Annotated in this window: 19 protein-coding genes; 14 read left to right on the forward strand and 5 right to left on the reverse strand. The window is 66.9% G+C overall.

Annotated features, from left to right (window positions below; translation table 11 throughout):
- Positions 1–22: 22 nt before the first annotated feature.
- The 8 genes from bamA to ABFO07_RS08735 all read left to right on the forward strand — a co-directional run bounded on the left by bamA (position 23) and on the right by ABFO07_RS08735 (position 8,024).
- Positions 23–2,332, forward strand: coding sequence for an outer membrane protein assembly factor BamA (gene bamA / locus ABFO07_RS08700; protein ID WP_059908571.1), 2,310 nt, complete (start codon positions 23–25; stop codon positions 2,330–2,332).
- Positions 2,333–2,398: 66 nt separating this feature from the next.
- Complete coding sequence (locus tag ABFO07_RS08705; protein ID WP_059563464.1) at positions 2,399–2,893, forward strand: OmpH family outer membrane protein; 495 nt, start codon at positions 2,399–2,401, stop codon at positions 2,891–2,893.
- A gap of 16 nt (positions 2,894–2,909) precedes the next feature.
- On the forward strand, positions 2,910–3,992 hold the full coding sequence (lpxD, locus tag ABFO07_RS08710; RefSeq protein ID WP_059885168.1) for a UDP-3-O-(3-hydroxymyristoyl)glucosamine N-acyltransferase: 1,083 nt from the start codon (positions 2,910–2,912) through the stop codon (positions 3,990–3,992).
- A gap of 130 nt (positions 3,993–4,122) precedes the next feature.
- The gene (gene fabZ / locus ABFO07_RS08715) at positions 4,123–4,590 is read left to right on the forward strand and encodes a 3-hydroxyacyl-ACP dehydratase FabZ (protein WP_017331951.1); all 468 of its coding nucleotides are present in this window, start codon (positions 4,123–4,125) and stop codon (positions 4,588–4,590) included.
- A gap of 52 nt (positions 4,591–4,642) precedes the next feature.
- A complete protein-coding gene (gene lpxA, locus ABFO07_RS08720) occupies positions 4,643–5,431 on the forward strand; it encodes an acyl-ACP--UDP-N-acetylglucosamine O-acyltransferase (RefSeq protein ID WP_059563462.1) in 789 nt (262 codons plus the stop codon).
- 3 nt (positions 5,432–5,434) lie between these two features.
- Complete coding sequence (gene lpxB / locus ABFO07_RS08725) at positions 5,435–6,604, forward strand: lipid-A-disaccharide synthase (RefSeq protein ID WP_059563461.1); 1,170 nt, start codon at positions 5,435–5,437, stop codon at positions 6,602–6,604.
- On the forward strand, positions 6,601–7,245 hold the full coding sequence (gene rnhB / locus ABFO07_RS08730; protein WP_059563460.1) for a ribonuclease HII: 645 nt from the start codon (positions 6,601–6,603) through the stop codon (positions 7,243–7,245). Before lpxB ends, rnhB begins: the two co-directional genes overlap by 4 nt.
- Positions 7,242–8,024 (forward strand): TrmH family RNA methyltransferase, encoded by a 783-nt coding sequence (locus ABFO07_RS08735; protein WP_017331947.1) that lies wholly within the window; start codon positions 7,242–7,244, stop codon positions 8,022–8,024. Before rnhB ends, ABFO07_RS08735 begins: the two co-directional genes overlap by 4 nt.
- A 98-nt stretch (positions 8,025–8,122) precedes the next feature.
- On the opposite strand, the gene ppsR is transcribed toward ABFO07_RS08735, so the two are convergent.
- Positions 8,123–8,938, reverse strand: coding sequence for a posphoenolpyruvate synthetase regulatory kinase/phosphorylase PpsR (gene ppsR / locus ABFO07_RS08740; RefSeq protein WP_017331946.1), 816 nt, complete (start codon positions 8,936–8,938; stop codon positions 8,123–8,125).
- Between the two features lie 372 nt (positions 8,939–9,310).
- Between ppsR and ppsA the strand changes: the two genes are divergently transcribed.
- The 3 genes from ppsA to ABFO07_RS08755 all read left to right on the forward strand — a co-directional run bounded on the left by ppsA (position 9,311) and on the right by ABFO07_RS08755 (position 13,242).
- Positions 9,311–11,710 (forward strand): phosphoenolpyruvate synthase, encoded by a 2,400-nt coding sequence (gene ppsA / locus ABFO07_RS08745; protein WP_060017003.1) that lies wholly within the window; start codon positions 9,311–9,313, stop codon positions 11,708–11,710.
- Between the two features lie 121 nt (positions 11,711–11,831).
- Positions 11,832–12,263, forward strand: a complete 432-nt coding sequence (locus ABFO07_RS08750; protein WP_059563458.1) for an NfeD family protein — start codon at positions 11,832–11,834, stop codon at positions 12,261–12,263.
- A gap of 31 nt (positions 12,264–12,294) precedes the next feature.
- Complete coding sequence (locus ABFO07_RS08755; RefSeq protein ID WP_059563457.1) at positions 12,295–13,242, forward strand: SPFH domain-containing protein; 948 nt, start codon at positions 12,295–12,297, stop codon at positions 13,240–13,242.
- Positions 13,243–13,408: 166 nt separating this feature from the next.
- Here the strand turns inward: ABFO07_RS08755 and smpB are convergent, their stop codons facing one another.
- Positions 13,409–13,855: an SsrA-binding protein SmpB gene (gene smpB, locus ABFO07_RS08760; RefSeq protein WP_017331942.1), complete on the reverse strand. Its 447-nt coding sequence runs from the start codon at positions 13,853–13,855 to the stop codon at positions 13,409–13,411.
- Positions 13,856–13,952: 97 nt separating this feature from the next.
- Between smpB and ABFO07_RS08765 the strand changes: the two genes are divergently transcribed.
- Both ABFO07_RS08765 and ABFO07_RS08770 read left to right on the forward strand, forming a co-directional pair.
- Positions 13,953–14,390: a type II toxin-antitoxin system RatA family toxin gene (locus tag ABFO07_RS08765; RefSeq protein ID WP_059563456.1), complete on the forward strand. Its 438-nt coding sequence runs from the start codon at positions 13,953–13,955 to the stop codon at positions 14,388–14,390.
- A gap of 4 nt (positions 14,391–14,394) precedes the next feature.
- Entirely contained in the window at positions 14,395–14,718 is a 324-nt protein-coding gene (locus tag ABFO07_RS08770; RefSeq protein WP_059563455.1) for an RnfH family protein, read from the forward strand.
- An 86-nt stretch (positions 14,719–14,804) separates the two neighbouring features.
- Here ABFO07_RS08770 and ABFO07_RS08775 read toward each other — a convergent pair whose 3' ends face one another.
- The 3 genes from ABFO07_RS08775 to ABFO07_RS08785 all read right to left on the reverse strand — a co-directional run bounded on the left by ABFO07_RS08775 (position 14,805) and on the right by ABFO07_RS08785 (position 17,738).
- On the reverse strand, positions 14,805–15,773 hold the full coding sequence (locus ABFO07_RS08775; RefSeq protein ID WP_059563454.1) for a DMT family transporter: 969 nt from the start codon (positions 15,771–15,773) through the stop codon (positions 14,805–14,807).
- Between the two features lie 65 nt (positions 15,774–15,838).
- The gene (locus ABFO07_RS08780; protein WP_059809840.1) at positions 15,839–16,486 is read right to left on the reverse strand and encodes a Vgb family protein; all 648 of its coding nucleotides are present in this window, start codon (positions 16,484–16,486) and stop codon (positions 15,839–15,841) included.
- A gap of 31 nt (positions 16,487–16,517) precedes the next feature.
- Complete coding sequence (locus ABFO07_RS08785; protein ID WP_059885164.1) at positions 16,518–17,738, reverse strand: hypothetical protein; 1,221 nt, start codon at positions 17,736–17,738, stop codon at positions 16,518–16,520.
- Between the two features lie 129 nt (positions 17,739–17,867).
- Between ABFO07_RS08785 and ABFO07_RS08790 the strand changes: the two genes are divergently transcribed.
- Positions 17,868–18,632: a DUF899 domain-containing protein gene (locus tag ABFO07_RS08790; protein WP_347466921.1), complete on the forward strand. Its 765-nt coding sequence runs from the start codon at positions 17,868–17,870 to the stop codon at positions 18,630–18,632.
- Positions 18,633–18,645 lie beyond the last annotated feature (13 nt).

The raw sequence follows: 18,645 nt of genomic DNA on the forward strand, positions 1-18,645 counted from the left end.
TGCAGCTAAATATTGGGGATGCATGTTGTTCAAACCTCATCGCTTTGTACCTAAGACAGTTGCAGCGGCGGCGCTCGCCGCGCACGGACTCGCGGCGCATGCAGCCGCGCCGTTCGTGGTGCAAGACATCAAGATCGAGGGCTTGCAGCGCGTCGAACCGGGTTCCGTGTTTGCCTACCTGCCGATCAAGCAAGGCGACACCTTTACCGACGACAAGGCATCCGAAGCAATCCGCGCGCTGTACGCGACGGGCTTTTTCAACGACGTGCGCATCGCCACCCAGGGCAGCGTCGTGATCGTGCAGGTTCAGGAGCGTCCGGCCATCGCGTCGATCGACTTCACCGGCACGAAGGAATTCGACAAGGACAACCTGACGAAGGCGCTGCGCGCAGTCGGCCTCGCGGACGGCCGCTACTACGACAAGGCGCTCGTCGACAAGGCCGAGCAGGAACTGAAGCGCCAGTACCTGACGCGCGGCTTCTACGCGGCCGAGGTGAAGACCACGGTCACGCCGGTCGACGCGAACCGCGTGTCGATCCTGTTCGCGGTCGCCGAAGGGCCGAGCGCGAAGATCCGCCAGATCAACTTCATCGGCAACAAGGCGTTCAAGACGAGCACGCTGCGCGACGAGATGCAGCTGTCGACGCCGAACTGGTTCTCCTGGTACACGAAGAACGACCTCTACTCGAAGGAGAAGCTCACGGGCGACCTCGAGGCGGTGCGCTCGTACTACCTGAACCGCGGCTATCTCGAGTTCAACATCGAGTCGACCCAGGTGTCGATCTCGCCGGACAAGAAAGACATGTACATGACGGTCACGCTGCATGAAGGCGAACCGTACACCGTGTCCGGCATCAAGCTCGCGGGCAACCTGCTCGACCGCGAGGCCGAGCTGAACAAGCTCATCAAGATCAAGGCGGGCGACCGTTTCTCGGCCGAGAAGCTGCAGCAGACGACGAAGGCGATCGTCGACAAGCTCGGCCAGTACGGCTATGCGTTCGCGACCGTCAATGCACAGCCGGACATCGACCAGGCGAACCACAAGGTGAACCTGACGCTGGTCGTCGATCCGAGCCGCCGCGTGTATGTGCGCCGCATCAACATCGTCGGCAACACGCGTACGCGCGATGAGGTCGTGCGCCGCGAAATGCGCCAGCTCGAAAGCTCGTGGTTCGATTCGGGCCGCCTCGCGCTGTCGAAGGACCGCGTGAACCGCCTCGGCTACTTCACCGACGTCGACGTGGCGACGGTGCCGGTCGAAGGCACGAACGACCAGGTCGACGTGAACGTGAAGGTCGCGGAAAAGCCGACCGGCGCGATCACGCTGGGCGCGGGCTTCTCGTCGACCGACAAGGTCGTGCTGTCGGCCGGCGTGTCGCAGGACAACGTGTTCGGCTCGGGCACGAGTCTCGCGGTGAACGTCAACACCGCGAAGAGCTACCGTACGCTGACGGTCACGCAGGTCGACCCGTACTTCACGGTCGACGGCATCAAGCGGATCACCGACGTCTACTACCGCACGTACCAGCCGCTCTACTATTCGACGAACTCGAGCTTCAAGATCGTCAGCGCGGGCGGCAACATGAAGTTCGGCATCCCGTTCTCGGAAGTCGATACCATCTACTTCGGCGCGGGCTTCGAGCAGAACCGCCTCGACGTCGATTCGAACACGCCGCAGAGCTACCAGGCCTATGTCAACGAATTCGGCCGCGTGTCGAACACGGTGCCGCTGACGGTCGCGTGGTCGCGCGACGCGCGTGACAGCGCGCTGATCCCGAGCCGCGGCTACTTCACGCAGGCGAACATCGAGTACGGCGTGCCGGTCGGCAAGATCCAGTACTACAAGGCCGACCTGCAGGCGCAGTACTACTATTCGTTCTCGCGCGGCTTCATCCTGGGCATGAACATCCAGGGCGGCTACGGTAACGGCATCGGCAACCCGTACCCGATCTTCAAGAACTACTACGCGGGCGGTATCGGCTCCGTGCGTGGCTACGAGCCGAGCTCGCTGGGCCCGCGCGACTCGAAGACGAACGACCCGATCGGCGGCTCGAAGATGGTCGTCGGCAACATCGAGCTGACGTTCCCGCTGCCGGGCACCGGCTACGACCGCACGCTGCGCGTGTTCACGTTCGTCGACGGCGGCAACGTCTGGGGCAACGCGCCGGGTGGCACCAGCACGGGCGCGAACGGCCTGCGCTACGGCTACGGCGTCGGTCTCGCGTGGATCTCGCCGATCGGGCCGCTCAAGCTGAGCCTCGGCTTCCCGATCCAGAAGAACGAAGGCGACAAGTACCAGAAATTCCAGTTCCAGATCGGGACGGCGTTCTGATCGAACGCACATGACAACAGCAACGAGAGGGTAATTTTGCTAACCGGTAAGTTTTCGAAACGAGTGATGTGTGCGCTGACCGTTGCGCTGGCCTTGGGCGCGGCGACGGCGCATGCACAGGACGTCGCCCGCATCGCGGCGGTCAATTCGGATCGGATCCTGCGCGAGTCCGCGCCCGCCAAGGCGGCGCAGACGAAGCTCGAAGCCGAGTTCGCGAAACGCGACAAGGATCTGCAGGACCTGGCGGCACGCCTGAAGTCGATGTCCGATTCGCTCGACAAGAGCGGCGCATCGCTGTCGGCGGGCGATCGCGCGCAGAAGCAGCGCGATCTCGCCCAGCTCGACACCGATTTCCAGCGCAAGCAGCGCGAGTTCCGCGAGGATCTCAACCAGCGTCGCAACGAGGAGCTCGCGGCGGTGCTCGAGCGCGCGAACAAGGTCATCAAGCAGATTGCCGAGCAGCAGAACTACGATCTGATCGTGCAGGAAGCCGTATACGTCAGCCCGCGCATCGACATCACCGACAAGGTGCTCAAGGCGCTGTCCGGTTCGGCGAATTGAACGGAGCGGACGACGAATGGCATTGACGCTTGAGGAACTCGTAAAGCGGTTCGGCGGCGAGATCGTCGGCGACCGCCAGTGTCAGGTCGCGGGCCTCGCGCCGCTCGATCAGGCCGGCCCCCAGCAACTCGCGTTCCTCGCGAATCCGAAGTACCTGTCGCAGGTCGAGACGACCCGCGCAGGCGCGGTGCTGATTGCGCCGAAGGATCTGGAGAAGCTGGGCGCGGCCGCTACCGGCCGCACGTTCATCGTGACGCCGAATCCGTACGCGTACTTCGCGCGCGTCGCGCAGATGTTCATCGATCTGGCCGCACCGCCGCGTGCGGCGGGTGTGCATTCGAGCGCGACGATCGATCCGGCCGCGCAGGTTGCCGCGACCGCGGTGATCGGCCCGCATGTGGTGATCGAGGCGGGCGCGGTGATCGAGGACGGCGTGCAGCTCGACGCGAACGTGTTCGTCGGCCGCGGCACGCGGATCGGCGCCGCGTCGCACCTGTATCCGAACGTGTCGGTCTACCACGGCTGCCGGATCGGCCCGCGCGCGATCGTCCACGCGGGCGCGGTGATCGGCTCCGACGGCTTCGGCTTCGCGCCGGATTTCGTCGGCGAAGGCGACGCGCGCACGGGCAGTTGGGTCAAGATTCCGCAGGTCGGCGGCGTGTCGATCGGGCCGGACGTCGAAATCGGCGCGAACACGACGATCGACCGCGGCGCGATGGCGGACACCGTCATCGAAGAGTGCGTGAAGATCGACAACCAGGTCCAGATCGGTCACAACTGCCGGATCGGCGCGTACACGGTGATCGCCGGCTGCGCCGGGATCGCGGGCAGCACGACGATCGGCCGCCACTGCATGATCGGCGGCGCGGTCGGCGTCGCCGGGCACGTGACGCTCGGCGACTACGTGATCGTCACCGCGAAGTCCGGCGTGTCGAAGTCGCTGCCGAAGGCCGGCATCTACACGAGCGCGTTCCCGGCCGTCGAGCACGGCGACTGGAACAAGAGCGCTGCGCTCGTGCGCAATCTCGACAAGCTGCGAGACCGCATCAAGGCGCTCGAGACCGCACTGGCCGCCCAGAGCGGCGGCGCGGACGCGTAACCCATATCATGCGACATCATGAACCGGGCACGGACAGCGCAGGTCGCCCGGTTCAACCGACAGGGCCGGGCGACGGCCCGCATCAGCATCTGCTTCACCACCGCGCAGCCTCTGCGTGAGACGAACCATCATGAGCACTGAAAAAATCAATCTCGACATCCACAAGATCCTCACGCTGCTGCCGCATCGCTACCCGATTCTGCTCGTCGACCGCGTGCTCGAACTCGAACCGCACAAAGGCATCAAGGCGCTGAAGAACGTGTCGATCAACGAGCCGTTCTTCCAGGGGCATTTCCCGAAGCGGCCGGTGATGCCGGGTGTGCTGATTCTCGAGGCGCTCGCGCAGGCTGCCGCGCTCCTGACCTTCGCCGAAGAACAGCCGAAGGATCCGGAGAACACGCTGTACTACTTCGTCGGCATCGATGGCGCACGCTTCAAGCGCGTCGTCGAGCCGGGCGACCAGCTGATCCTGAACGTGACGTTCGAACGCTATATCCGCGGCATCTGGAAGTTCAAGGCGGTGGCGGAAGTGGACGGCAAGGTCGCGGCGGAAGCCGAGCTGATGTGCACGGTCAAGACGACCGACGCGGCGCCCTGAGCGTCGCCGCACGCAACGCAACGCGACACATCACATTGAGAGGCAACGGCGCATGACCAGGATTCATCCCACCGCAATCGTCGAGCCGGGTGCGCAAATCGACGAATCGGTCGAGATCGGCCCGTACGCGATCGTCGGTCCGCACGTCACGATCGGCGCGCGCACCACGGTCGGTTCGCACAGCGTGATCGAAGGTCACACGACGATCGGCGAGGACAACCGCATCGGCCATTACGCGTCGGTCGGTGGCCGCCCGCAGGACATGAAGTACAAGGACGAGCCGACCCGGCTCGTGATCGGCAACCGCAACACGATCCGCGAATTCACGACGATCCACACCGGCACGGTGCAGGACGCCGGCGTGACGACGCTCGGCGACGACAACTGGATCATGGCGTACGTGCACATCGGTCACGATTGCCGCGTCGGCAACCACGTGATCCTGTCGAGCAACGCGCAGATGGCCGGGCACGTCGAGATCGGCGACTGGGCGATCGTCGGCGGCATGTCCGGCGTGCACCAGTTCGTGCGCATCGGCGCGCACTCGATGCTCGGCGGCGCGTCGGCGCTCGTGCAGGACGTGCCGCCGTTCGTGATCGCGGCCGGCAACAAGGCGGAGCCGCACGGCATCAACGTCGAAGGGCTGCGCCGCCGCGGCTTCTCGGCCGATGCGATCTCGGCGCTGCGCAGCGCGTACCGGCTGCTGTACAAGAACGGCCTGTCGCTCGAGGAGGCGAAGGTGCAGTTGCGCGAGCTGGCGGAAGCCGGCGGCGACGGCGACGCGCCGGTCAAGGCGCTCGTCACGTTCATCGACGCGTCCCAGCGCGGCATCATCCGCTAAGCGATGCCGCTCCCGACCAATCAGCTCCGGCTCGCGATGGTGGCGGGCGAGCCGTCGGGCGACCTGCTCGCGGCGTCGCTCCTCGGCGGGCTGCGCGAGCGGCTGCCGGCGTCGGCCCGGTATTACGGGATCGGCGGCCAGCGGATGATCGCGCAGGGCTTCGACTCGCACTGGCAGATGGACAAGCTGACGGTGCGCGGCTACGTCGAGGCGCTGGGCCAGATTCCGGACATCCTGCGCATTCGCGGCGAACTGAAGCGCCAGCTGCTCGCCGAGCGGCCCGACGCGTTCATCGGCGTCGATGCGCCGGACTTCAACTTCAACGTCGAGCAGGCCGCCCGCGATGCGGGCATCCCGTCGATCCACTTCGTGTGCCCGTCGATCTGGGCCTGGCGCGGCGGCCGGATCAAGAAGATCGTCAAGTCGGTCGACCACATGCTGTGCCTGTTCCCGTTCGAGCCGGCGATTCTCGACAAGGCGGGCATCGCGTCGACCTACGTCGGCCATCCGCTCGCCGACGAGATCCCGATCGAACCCGATACGCACGGCGCGCGCATTGCGCTCGGGCTGCCGGCCGACGGCCCGGTGATCGCCGTGCTGCCCGGCAGCCGGCGCTCGGAAATCGCGCTGATCGGCCCGACCTTCTTCGCGGCGATGGCGCTGATGCAGCAGCGCGAGCCGGGCGTGCGCTTCGTGATGCCGGCGGCGACGCCGGCATTGCGCGAGCTGCTGCAGCCGCTGGTCGACGCGCATCCGCAACTGGCGCTGACGATCACCGAAGGCCGCTCGCAGGTCGCGATGACCGCGGCCGATGCGATCCTCGTGAAGAGCGGCACCGTGACGCTGGAAGCCGCGCTGCTGAAGAAGCCGATGGTGATCTCGTACAAGGTGCCCTGGCTGACCGGCCAGATCATGCGCCGCCAGGGCTACCTGCCATACGTCGGCCTGCCGAACATCCTGGCCGGGCGCTTCGTCGTGCCGGAGCTGCTGCAGCATTTCGCGACGCCCGAGGCGCTCGCCGATGCGACGCTTACGCAGTTGCGCGACGACGCGAACCGCCGCACGCTCACCGAGATCTTCACCGAAATGCATCATTCGCTGCGGCAGAACACGGCCGCGAAAGCCGCCGAGGCGGTGGTCCGCGTGCTCGAACAGCGCAAGGGGCGCGCATGACGGCAGCACGCACACCGCGTCGCCGCGCGCCGGCCGACGCGCAGGGCGGCTTCGACTTCAGCCGGCCCGATGAGATCGTCTGCGGCGTCGACGAGGCCGGGCGCGGCCCGCTTGCGGGCCCGGTCGTGGCCGCTGCGGTGATCCTCGATCCCGCGCAGCCGATCGATGGGCTCGACGATTCGAAGGCGCTCTCCGCGAAGAAGCGCGACGCGCTGTACGAGCTGATCGTCGCGCGTTCGCACGCCTATTGCATCGCGTCGGCGAGCGTCGAGGAAATCGACACGCTGAACATCCTGCACGCGACGATGCTCGCGATGAAGCGCGCGGTCGAAGGGCTCGCGGTCGTGCCGACGCTCGCGCAGATCGACGGCAACCGCTGCCCGACGCTGTCGGTGCGCGCCGAGGCGATCGTCAGCGGCGACGCGCTGGTGCCGAGCATCTCGGCCGCGTCGATTCTCGCGAAGGTCACGCGCGACCGGATGCTGGTCGACCTGCACGAACGCTTCCCCGTCTACGGCTTCAACGTGCATGCGGGCTACGGCACCGCGAAACACCTTGCCGCATTGCGCGAGCACGGCCCGTGCGAAGCGCATCGACGCTCGTTCGCGCCGGTGCGCGCGACGCTTCACCTGAGTCAATGAAAGTCATCACCTCCCGCGACAACCCGCTGTACAAGCGCCTGAAGGCGCTTGCCGGGTCGACGCCGCATCAGCGCCGCAGCGGCCAGGCGCTGCTCGAAGGTTTCCATCTCGCGAGCGCGTATCTCGATACGGGTGCGACGCCCGAACTGTGCGTCGCGACCGAAGGCGCGTTGGGCCACGCGGAAGCGCAGGCGATCGTCGCGCGCATCGACGCGCACCGGCTCGTCACGCTGCCCGATGCGCTGTTCGGACAACTGTCGAACGTGGTCAACGGCGTCGGCTTCCTGCTGCTCGTCGACCGGCCGTCCCATGCGCTGCCCGCGCGCGTGACCGAGACCTCCGTCGTGCTCGACGGCGTGCAGGACGCCGGCAACGTCGGCTCGATCCTGCGCAGCGCGGCGGCGGCAGGCGTGAAACACGTGTTCTGCGCGCCGGGCACCGCGTATGCATGGTCGTCGAAGGTGCTGCGCTCGGGCATGGGCGCGCATTTCCTGCTGTCGATCCATGAGGACGTCGAAGCGGGCGCGCTCGCCGAGCGGATCGGCGTGCCGGTCGCGCTGACCGATTCGCATGGCGCGCAGGCGATCTACGACTGCGACCTCGCACGGCCGGTCGTCTGGGTGTTCGGCAACGAGGGCGCCGGCGTGTCGGCATTCTGGCGCGACGCGGCCACCCATCGCGTGACGATTCCGCAGCCGGGCGGGATGGAGTCGCTCAACGTCGCGGCGGCGGCGGCCGTCTGCCTGTTCGAGCAGTGCCGGCAGCAGCGGGGCGCGTGACGCGCCGGCATCGCTCCCCCGTTTTCCCGACATGAAAAAGGCCGCGTCGAACGCGGCCTTTGCTCATTCCGGCGGCAGCCCCGCGGGGCCGCGCGCGATCAGTACGACTGCCGGTCGAGGCGGATTTCCTGCAGGATCGTCGTGGCGATCTCCTCGATCGACTTGTGCGTCGACGACAGCCACTTGATGCCTTCGCGGCGCATCATCGCCTCGGCTTCGTTGATCTCGTAGCGGCAGTTCTCGGGCGCTGCGTACTTGCTGCCCGGGCGGCGCTCGTTGCGGATCTCCGACAGGCGCTGCGGATCGATCGACAGCCCGAACAGCTTTTCGCGGTGCGTGGACAGCGCCGACGGCAGCTTGCCGCGCTCGAAATCTTCCGGAATCAGCGGATAGTTCGCTGCCTTCACGCCGTACTGCATCGCGAGGTACAGGCTGGTCGGCGTCTTGCCGCTGCGCGACACGCCGACGAGAATCACGTCGGCTTCCGACAGGTTGCGGTTCGACTGGCCGTCGTCGTGCGCGAGCGAGAAGTTGATCGCCTCGATCCGCGTCTTGTATTCCTCGGTGTCCGCGTTCTGGTGGCCGCGGCCCATCGCGTGGCTCGACTTCAGCTGCAGTTCCTGCTCGAGCGGCTCGACGAAGCGCTGGAACATGTCGAGCACGAGCGCGTTCGAGCGCTTGACGATCTCGTTCGACTCGCTGTCGACGAGCGTCGTGAACACGATCGAGCGGCGGCCGTCGTGCACGGCGGCTTCGTTGATTTTCTCGACGGTCGCATAGGCCTTGTCGAGCGAGTCGACGAACGGCACGCGCACGAGGCGAAATTTCTGGTCGAACTGGGAGAGGATCGAATGCGCGAAGGTCTCGGCAGTGATCCCGGTGCCGTCGGAGACGATGAAAACGGTAGGCAGCATGAATCTGGACGTCGAACGTGAAGGGCGGTTGCGCGGGCTGGAGGCCGCATTCCAGACGCAATGACAAGGTCGCGCCACATCCGGCAGCCGGCACGGTAGAATAGCGGCAACCTGTTGGATAAGCAATTGCGGGGGCGGCGCGCGACACGCGCGGCGAGCCTGCCGCGACCGACCAAAAATTCCCGGCAAGTTCGGCGATCTGTCTTCAAATTTCGCCCTTCTGCCGGGATTTTTGTAATTCGGGTCGAAAGATTTCCGCATCCGCGATTGTTTATCTAACAGGTTGCACAAGACGCGCCGCGCCTTTTTGCAAGCGCCCGCGTTCAAGCCCACTTGCGCGATCGAGTATTTTTTTCACACTTAGGGGCTTGTATGACTAACGCAGCAAACGTCGCAAAGGACCAGGCGTATGTAATTCCGTTCGAGCAGTTGCGGATGACCGATGTGGAGATCGTCGGCGGCAAGAATGCGTCGCTCGGCGAGATGATCAGCCAGCTTGCCGAGGCAGGCGTGCGCGTTCCCACCGGTTTTGCCACGACCGCGCTCGCCTTTCGCGATTTCCTCACGCACAACGACCTCACCGACCGCATCGCGAAACGTCTCGAGTCGCTCGACATCGACGACGTGAAGGCGCTCGCCGAAGCCGGCGCCGAGATCCGCAAGTGGATCGTCGACGCGCCGATGCAGCCGCGCCTGGAAGAGGAAATCCGTGCCCAGTTCGAGATCCTGAAGGCCAGCTCGCCGGAAGAGCTGTCGTTCGCCGTGCGTTCGTCCGCGACCGCGGAAGACCTGCCCGACGCATCGTTCGCGGGCCAGCAGGAGTCGTACCTGAACGTCGTCGGCATCGAGGACGTGCTCGACCGCATGAAGCACGTGTTCGCGTCGCTCTACAACGACCGCGCGATCTCGTACCGCGTCCACAAGGGCTTCACGCATGCCGAGGTTGCTCTGTCGGCCGGCGTGCAGCGCATGGTGCGCTCGGACGTTGGCGCGGCCGGCGTGATGTTCACGATCGACACCGAATCGGGCTTCAAGGACGCCGTGTTCATCACGTCGAGCTATGGCCTGGGCGAAACCGTCGTGCAGGGCGCGGTGAACCCGGACGAGTTCTATGTGTTCAAGACCACGCTCGCGGAGGACAAGTACCCGATCATCCGCCGCTCGATCGGCTCGAAGCTGATCAAGATGGAGTTCACGCAGCCGGGCGAGCCGGGCCGCGTGAAGACGGTCGACGTGCCGCACGAGCAGCGCAACCGCTATTCGATCACCGACGCTGACGTGATCGAGCTGGCGAAGTACGCGGTGATCATCGAGAAGCACTACCAGCGCCCGATGGACATCGAGTGGGGCAAGGACGGCCGCGACGGCAAGATCTTCATCCTGCAGGCGCGCCCGGAAACGGTGAAGAGCCAGGCGAGCGGCAAGGCCGAGCAGCGCTTCAAGCTGAAGGGCCAGTCGCAGGTGCTGGCGACGGGCCGCGCGATCGGCCAGAAGATCGGCGCGGGCCCCGTGCGCGTGATCCAGGATCCGTCGGAAATGGAACGCGTGCAGCCGGGCGACGTGCTGGTGGCCGACATGACCGACCCGAACTGGGAGCCGGTGATGAAGCGCGCGGCCGCGATCGTCACGAACCGCGGCGGCCGGACCTGCCACGCGGCGATCATCGCGCGTGAGCTCGGCGTGCCGGCGGTGGTCGGCTGCGGCGACGCGACCGACGTGCTGAAGGACGGCGCGCTCGTCACCGTGTCGTGCGCGGAAGGCGACGAAGGCAAGATCTACGACGGGCTGCTCGAGACGGAAGTCACCGAAGTGCAGCGCGGCGAACTGCCGGAAATCCCGGTGAAGATCATGATGAACGTCGGCAACCCGCAGCTCGCGTTCGACTTCTCGCAGCTGCCGAACGCCGGTGTCGGCCTCGCGCGTCTCGAGTTCATCATCAACAACAACATCGGCGTGCACCCGAAGGCGATCCTCGAGTACCCGAACATCGACCAGGATCTGAAGAAGGCGGTCGAGAGCGTCGCGCGCGGTCATGCGTCGCCGCGTGCGTTCTACGTCGACAAGCTGACGGAAGGCATCGCGACGATCGCCGCGGCGTTCTACCCGAAGCCCGTGATCGTGCGCATGTCCGACTTCAAGTCGAACGAGTACAAGAAGCTGATCGGCGGTTCGCGCTACGAGCCGGACGAGGAAAACCCGATGCTGGGCTTCCGCGGCGCGTCGCGCTACATCGCCGACGACTTCGCGCAGGCGTTCGAGATGGAGTGCCTCGCGCTCAAGCGCGTGCGTGACGAGATGGGCCTGAGCAACGTCGAGATCATGGTGCCGTTCGTGCGGACCGTGAAGCAGGCGGAGCGCGTCGTGAACCTGCTCGCGAAGTACGGCCTGAAGCGCGGCGAAAACGGCCTGCGCCTCATCATGATGTGCGAAGTGCCGACCAACGCGATCCTCGCCGAAGAGTTCCTGCAACACTTCGACGGTTTCTCGATCGGCTCGAACGACCTCACGCAGCTCACGCTCGGCCTCGATCGCGATTCGGGCATGGAACTGCTCGCAGTCGACTTCGACGAGCGCGACCCGGCGGTCAAGTTCCTGCTGAAGCGTGCGATCGACACCTGCCGCAAGATGGGCAAGTACGTCGGCATCTGCGGCCAGGGCCCGTCCGATCACCCGGACTTCGCGCAATGGCTGACCGACGAAGGCATCGTGTCGATCTCGCTGAACCCGGACACGATCATCGATACGTGGCAGGCGCTCGCCAACCGCAAGTAAGGTCGGCAACGGTTCTCCGGCGGGCGGCGCATGCGCCCGCCCGCTGAAGGCAAACCGCAAGGTTCATGCTATAAACACCCCGGTAAGCACCGGGGTGTTTTTGCTTGTAGGAGACCACACAATGTCAGGGCAACTGTTCTGGTGGATCGGGGTGGGCGTGCTGGTTGTCGGCGAGCTGCTGACCGGCACGTTCAATCTGTTGATGATCGCGCTCGGCTTCCTCGCCGGCGGCCTGCTGCAGGTGGCCGGCTTCCCGCCGCACCTGCAGTTCGCGGCCGCCGCCGGGGTGGCGATCGCCGCGATGATCGTGCTGCGCCGCTCGGGGCTCGGGCGCAGGCAGAAGCGCGACGCATCGGCCAATCCGGACATCAATCTCGATATCGGCGCGACGGTCACGGTCGACGCCTGGCGCGATCGCCGCGCGCGCGTGCAGTATCGCGGCGCCGAATGGGATGTCGAGCTGGCCGACGGCGAACGCGACGACGCGCGCCTCTACCAGGTGAGCGCCGTGCGCGGCAACTGTCTCGTGGTCGTAGCGAAACCCGCGGTCTGATCGTCCGCTGACAACAAGGAGGGAACGCTTCATGGACTCGCTGATCATCTGGGTCGTCCTGCTCGTCATTGCCGTCGTGATCGTCTCCAAGACGGTGAAGATCGTGCCGCAGCAGCACGCGTGGGTGCTCGAACGCTTCGGGCGCTATCACGCGACGCTGTCGCCGGGCCTGAACATCGTGCTGCCGTTCGTCGACCGCATCGCGTACCGGCACGTGCTGAAGGAAATTCCGCTCGACGTGCCGAGCCAGGTCTGCATCACGCGCGACAACACGCAGCTGCAGGTCGACGGCGTGCTGTATTTCCAGGTGACCGATCCGATGAAGGCGTCGTACGGGTCGAGCAACTTCGTGCTCGCGATCACGCAGCTCGCGCAGACGACATTGCGTTCGGTGGTCGGCAAGCTCGAGCTCGACAAGACGTTCGAGGAGCGCGATTTCATCAACCACAATATCGTGTCGGCGCTGGACCAGGCCGCGGCGAACTGGGGCGTGAAGGTGCTGCGCTACGAGATCAAGGATCTCACGCCGCCGAAGGAAATCCTGCACGCGATGCAGGCGCAGATCACCGCGGAGCGGGAAAAGCGCGCGCTGATCGCCGCATCGGAAGGCCGCAAGCAGGAGCAGATCAACCTCGCATCCGGCGCGCGCGAGGCGGCGATCCAGAAATCCGAAGGCGAGCGGCAGGCGGCGATCAACCAGGCGCAGGGCGAGGCGGCCGCGATTCTCGCGGTGGCGGAGGCGAATGCGCAGGCGATTCAGAAGATCGCCAACGCGATCCAGTCGCAGGGCGGGATGGACGCGGTGAACCTGAAGGTCGCCGAGCAGTACGTCGGCGCGTTCTCGAATCTCGCGAAGCAGGGCAACACGCTGATCGTGCCGTCGAACCTGTCGGATCTCGGCACCGCGATCGCGTCGGCGCTGTCGATCGTCAAGCGCGCGACGCCGGCGGCCTCCGGTGCGCCGGCCGGCAAGGCTTGATCGGCGGGATCGCGGCGGCGGCGCCCGGGGCCGCGAGGGTGCGGCGAATTGCCGCCTGATCAGGCGCAGGCATTCGTATTCGCCTCCGGTTTTCGCTATCCGCCGAATGAAACGACAACGGCCCGCTTCGAGCGGGCCGTTGCATGTGTGGTCGTGGCGGTGCGCGTCAGGTGCCGGCGCGCATGATGCGCGCCTTCTCGCGCTCCCAGTCGCGCTTCTTCTCGGTTTCGCGCTTGTCGTGCAGCTTCTTGCCTTTCGCGAGGCCGATGTCGCATTTTACGCGGCCGCCCTTGTAGTGGAAGTTCAGCGGCACGAGCGTGTAGCCGCGCTGCTCGACCTTGCCGATCAGTTTCTTGATCTCCTCGGCATGCAGCAGCAGCTTGCGGGTGCGCACCGGGTCGGGCTTGATGTGCGTCGAGGCTTCGGGCAGCGGGCTGATGTGGGTGCCGATCAGGAAGATCTCGGCGTTCTTCACGACCACGTAGCCTTCCTTGATCTGGCCGCGGCCGGCGCGCAACGCCTTGACCTCCCAGCCCTCGAGCACGAGCCCCGCCTCGTAGCGTTCCTCGATGTGGTAATCGAAGTGCGCTTTCCTGTTGTCGATGATGCTCATGAAAGGATCGGGCCAACTCGTTTAAAATCACGATTTTAGCAAAGCGGGGCGGGAATCGCCCGGCTTGCGTTCTCACCTTTGCGATGCCGCGCGATTTATGGCAGATGTCCAGAAAACCGTATTGATCCGTCACTCGGCGGAACAGATGTTCGACCTCGTCACCGACGTGGCCGACTACCCCAATTTCCTGCCCTGGTGCGGCGGTATCGAGATTCGCCGCCAGGACGAGAACGGGATGGAGGCGCGCATCGACATCAACTTCAAGGGCATCCGGCAGCATTTCGCGACCCGCAACTCGCAGCAGCGCCCGACGCGGATCGACATGGAGTTCGCGGACGGCCCGTTCAAGAAGTTCACCGGCTCGTGGCGCTTCACGCCGCTGCGCGCCGACGCATGCAAGATCGAGTTTTCGCTGCATTACGAGTTCTCGAACATCCTGCTCGAGAAGATCATCGGGCCGGTGTTCAACCATATCGCGAACACGTTCGTCGACTCGTTCGTCAAGCGCGCCGACCAGCGCTACGGGAAGGGGTGACGCGATGCTGTCGATCGAAGTCTGCTACGCGCTGCCGGAGCGCCAGTCGCTGATCCCGGTGACGCTGCCGGACGGCGCGACCGTCCGCGATGCGATCGACGCGAGCGGCGTGCTCGCGCTGCATCCGGAGATCGATCTTGACCACGCGAAGACCGGCGTATTCGGCAAGCTCGCGCCGCTCGACGCGCCGCTTGCCGACCACGATCGGGTCGAGATCTACCGGCCGCTGATCGTCGACCCGAAGGTCGCGCGCCAGCGCCGCGTCGAGAAAACCCGCCGCGCGGGCTCCGTCGAGGGCCGCAAGTGGCAGCACAAGGATTCGCGCTGACACGTCACCTGTAGCCCGCTGCCGCGAATCGCGTCGCGCTGAAGCCCGCGATTCGCTCGCCATTCATCCGATGAAACCCGCCGCGCTCAGTGCGCGGTGAGGTTCGCGTTCAGCGGATCGTCGTCGGAGTGCGTGTTGCTGTGCTGGCGCACCGAGCCGTAGACGCCCGCGAGCAGCAGCACGAGCGCCGCGATCTCGAGCACGCGCGGCAGGCGATGGTCGTAGACGAACGCGTACAGCAGCGCGAAGACGGTCTCGAACACGATCAGCTGGCCCGACAGCGTGAGCGGCAGCCGTTTCGACGCGGCGTTCCACAAGCCGTTGCCGAGCCACGACGCGCCGATCGCGAGGCCGAGGTTCAGCAGCCAGAACAGCTGCCAGCGCGACGCCGGCAGCGCCTGCTGCACCGTGCCGGCCGGCAGCGCGAGGATCGCGAGCCAGCACAGCCCGCCGATCAGCCCGGTCACGACGCCCCACAGCACCGACCAATCGTTGCCGTCGAAATGGTGGTGGCGCTGCAGGTAGCGTGCGTTCGCCACCGCGTACCAGGTCCAGCTTGCGAGTGCGCCCGCCGCGCACGCGATGCCCGCGAGCTTCTGCGCGAGCGTCGTCGCCTGCGCGGCCTCGGACGTGAACAGATCGACGTTGATGCAGGCGATGCCCGCGACGACCAGCGCGAGCGGGCCGGCGAGCCGCTTGAGCGGCACCGCGCCGTGGTCGCCGAGGCCGGCGAGCGTGACCGTCACGGGCAGCACGCCGACGATCAGCGAGCTCGGCGCGATGCCGATCAGGTGCACCGCGCCGGACAGCAGCATGTAGTACGCGACGTTGCCGATCAGCGCGAGCTTCACGAGCGCGACGAAATCCTCGCGGGTGAGGCGCGCGAGCAGCGAGCGCGCGGCCGGCAGCGCGGCCGCGACCGACACGAGGCCGTACATCGCGTAGCGCCCGGCGCTCAGCAGCAGCGGCGAGAAGTCGGTCAACAGTCTCGGGACCAGGAACACCATGCCCCACAGGGCCCCCGCCAATACCCCATACACCACACCGCGCTGCATCGACTTCTCCGGCTGAATTGCTGATGAGCGCGCATCTTAGCGGGGCTGGCCGGGTATCGTCTTGTTCATTCCTGCACTCCGCGAGCGGGGCGGCGCACGGCCCGCACCTTGCCGCTGCTGCCGCCGCCGCAGAAGAACCGGTCGCCGCCGTCGGATTCGAGCCCCGATACGCCGACGCCCGGCGGCATCTCGACGCGTTCGAGCACCTGTCCCGACTGCGGGTCGATGCGCCGCAGCTCGCTCGCATCGTTCTCCCAGGTGCCGTGCCACAGCTCGCCGTCGACCCAGGTCACGCCCGTCACGAAACGGTTCGATTCGATGGTGCGCAGCAGCGCGCCCGTCTGCGGATCGATCTGATGAATCTTGCGTGCGCGATACTCGCCGACCCACAGCGCCCCTTCGGCCCACGCGAGCCCCGAGTCGCCGCCGTTGCCCGGCGCGGGGATCGTCGCGAGCACTTGGCCGGTCTGCGGATCGATCTTCTCGATGCGGTTCTCGACGATCTGGAACAGGTGCCGGCCGTCGAACGCCGTGCCCGCATGCGCGGCAACGTCGAGCGAGCGCACCGTCCGGCCGCTGTCGGGGTCGAGCGCGTTCAGCCGGTCGCCGGACGCGAACCACACGTTGCGGCCGTCGAACGTGACGCCGTGCACGCCGTCGACGCCCGGGAACGGGCCGTATTCGCGGATGATGTCTGCGGGGGTGTGTTTCATGTCGGCATCCTCGTCGTTGGGTAACGACATCCTAGTCGCCGGGCAGCGGGGCAGGGAGTAACAAGGTCGTCGCGAATGCGGGGACGGGCGGCGTCGTCCAGCGGCGCGCCCGCCCGCGGCCGAGCGCCTGCACCTTGCCGGCCTGCGCGAGCGCGTCGAGTGCGCGCTGCACCGTGCGCTGGCTGGCGTCGAGCGCGAGCGCCAGCGCGGAACTCGACCACGATTCGCCATCGGCGAGGAGGGCGAGCACCGTCGCATGCTGCTCGTCGACCGGGCGCGCGAGGACGACCACCTCGCGTGCACCGTGCGGCGCGAGCGCGAATCCGCGCGGCGTCGCGGTGACGTTCGCGAGCGGACGGAGCAGCGCGCGAAGCCGGCCGATCTCCACGCGCAGGCGCGCGCGATGCGATTCGTCCGCGTGTTTCGCGCGAAACGCGGCGGCGACGAGCGCATCCCTCGGCACGTCCGCCGGCCATGCCTCGCCGAGCGCGCGGGCGAGCACGAACAGCACCGGCCGCCGCGCGAGCGGGATCGTCATGCCCGCGTCGCGCACGGCATGGCGGCATGCGTCCACGACGACGGCGTTCGACGCCAGCAGCGCCTCCACTTCGTCGAGCAGCAAGGGCCGCGCGTCGCCGCGCGCGATCAGCCGTGCGGCCGGTGCGTCGAGGATGCGGCGGGCGCCGTCGACCTCGGCCGTCAGCGCGGCGATGCCGGCGTCGTGCGCGGCTTGCCGCGCGCGGGCAAGCGCCGCGCGTGCCGCCTGGGCGCGGATGCGCCGCATCGCGATGCCCGCGGCGACGAGCGCGTGCGCGGCGCGCGAGGCCGCAGGCAGCGGCGCGGGGTCGATGCCGGCCAGCACGCGCTCGGCGTCGTCGAGACGCCCGAGCAGCAGCAGGCGGCGCACATCGAGATAGCGCGCGTGCGCGGCATTGACGCGATCGCCATGCGCGTCGAGCGTCGCGCGGGCTGCGTCGAGCGCCTTGGCCGGCCAGTGGAGATCGCGCGACGCGAACGCGATCTCGGCTTCCGCGACGACGCAGCGCGCACGCGCCACGGCCTCCTTCGGGCCGAACGCGCGCGCGGCGCTGCGCACGAGCGCCTTCGCGCGTGCGAAGTCACCGAGCTGCGCCATCGCGATGCCGCGTAGCGCGAGCGCGGGCGCATCGTCGCGCAATGCGACCCGGTTCAGCGCGCCGAGCGGATCACCGGCGGCGAGTGCGCGGGCCGCGGCGGTAATCAGCGCATCCATCCGAATCCCGCCACACTTGTCACTCCCGTCGTTCGTAGCCCGGCACTAATCTAGCACCACGAACCCCGCGCGGCACGCCGTGCCGGCCGCGGGGCTTGCAATGCAGGACACCGACAGGAGGGACGAACGATGACGACGCATCTCACCGGAACCCGCGACGAATGGCTGGCGGCGCGGCGCACGCTGCTCGACGCGGAAAAGGCGCTGACGCGACAGGGCGACGAACTGGCGCGGCAACGCCAGGCGCTGCCGTGGGTGCGGGTCGACAAGACCTACCGGTTCGACACCGAAGGCGGCCCGGCGACGCTCGCGGACCTGTTCGGCGGTCGCTCGCAATTGCTGGTCTATCACTTCATGTTCGGGCCCGACTACACGGCCGGGTGCCCGTCGTGCTCGGCGCTCGCCGATGGCTTCGACGGCTTCGCGGTCCATCTGGCGAACCACGACGTCACGCTGACCGCGGTGTCGCGCGCGCCGCTCGCGAAGCTGCTGGCCTACCGGCAGCGCATGGGCTGGACGTTTCCGTGGGCGTCGTCGGTCGACAGCGACTTCAACTTCGACTTCAACGTGTCGTTCACCGCCGCGCAGCAGCGCACGGGCGAGCTCGAATACAACTACCGGCGAGCCGGCCATGCGATGGACCTGACGCCGCCGCCCGAGCCCGTGGCCCGCTTCGCGGCGACCTGCGGCACCGACGCCGCCACGTATTCGCTTGACCGGCCCGGCATGAGCGCGTTCGTGCTCGAGGATGGCGTGGTCTATCACACCTATTCGACCTATGCGCGCGGCCTCGACGGCCTGTGGGGCATGTACCAGTGGCTCGACCGCGCGCCGAAGGGGCGCAACGAACAGGGCGTCTGGTGGCGTCGGCACGACGAATACGAACGGCGTTGAGCCGGGGTCGGGT

It is taken from the genome of Burkholderia stagnalis (genome assembly GCF_039848545.1).
Lineage (GTDB): Bacteria > Pseudomonadota > Gammaproteobacteria > Burkholderiales > Burkholderiaceae > Burkholderia > Burkholderia stagnalis.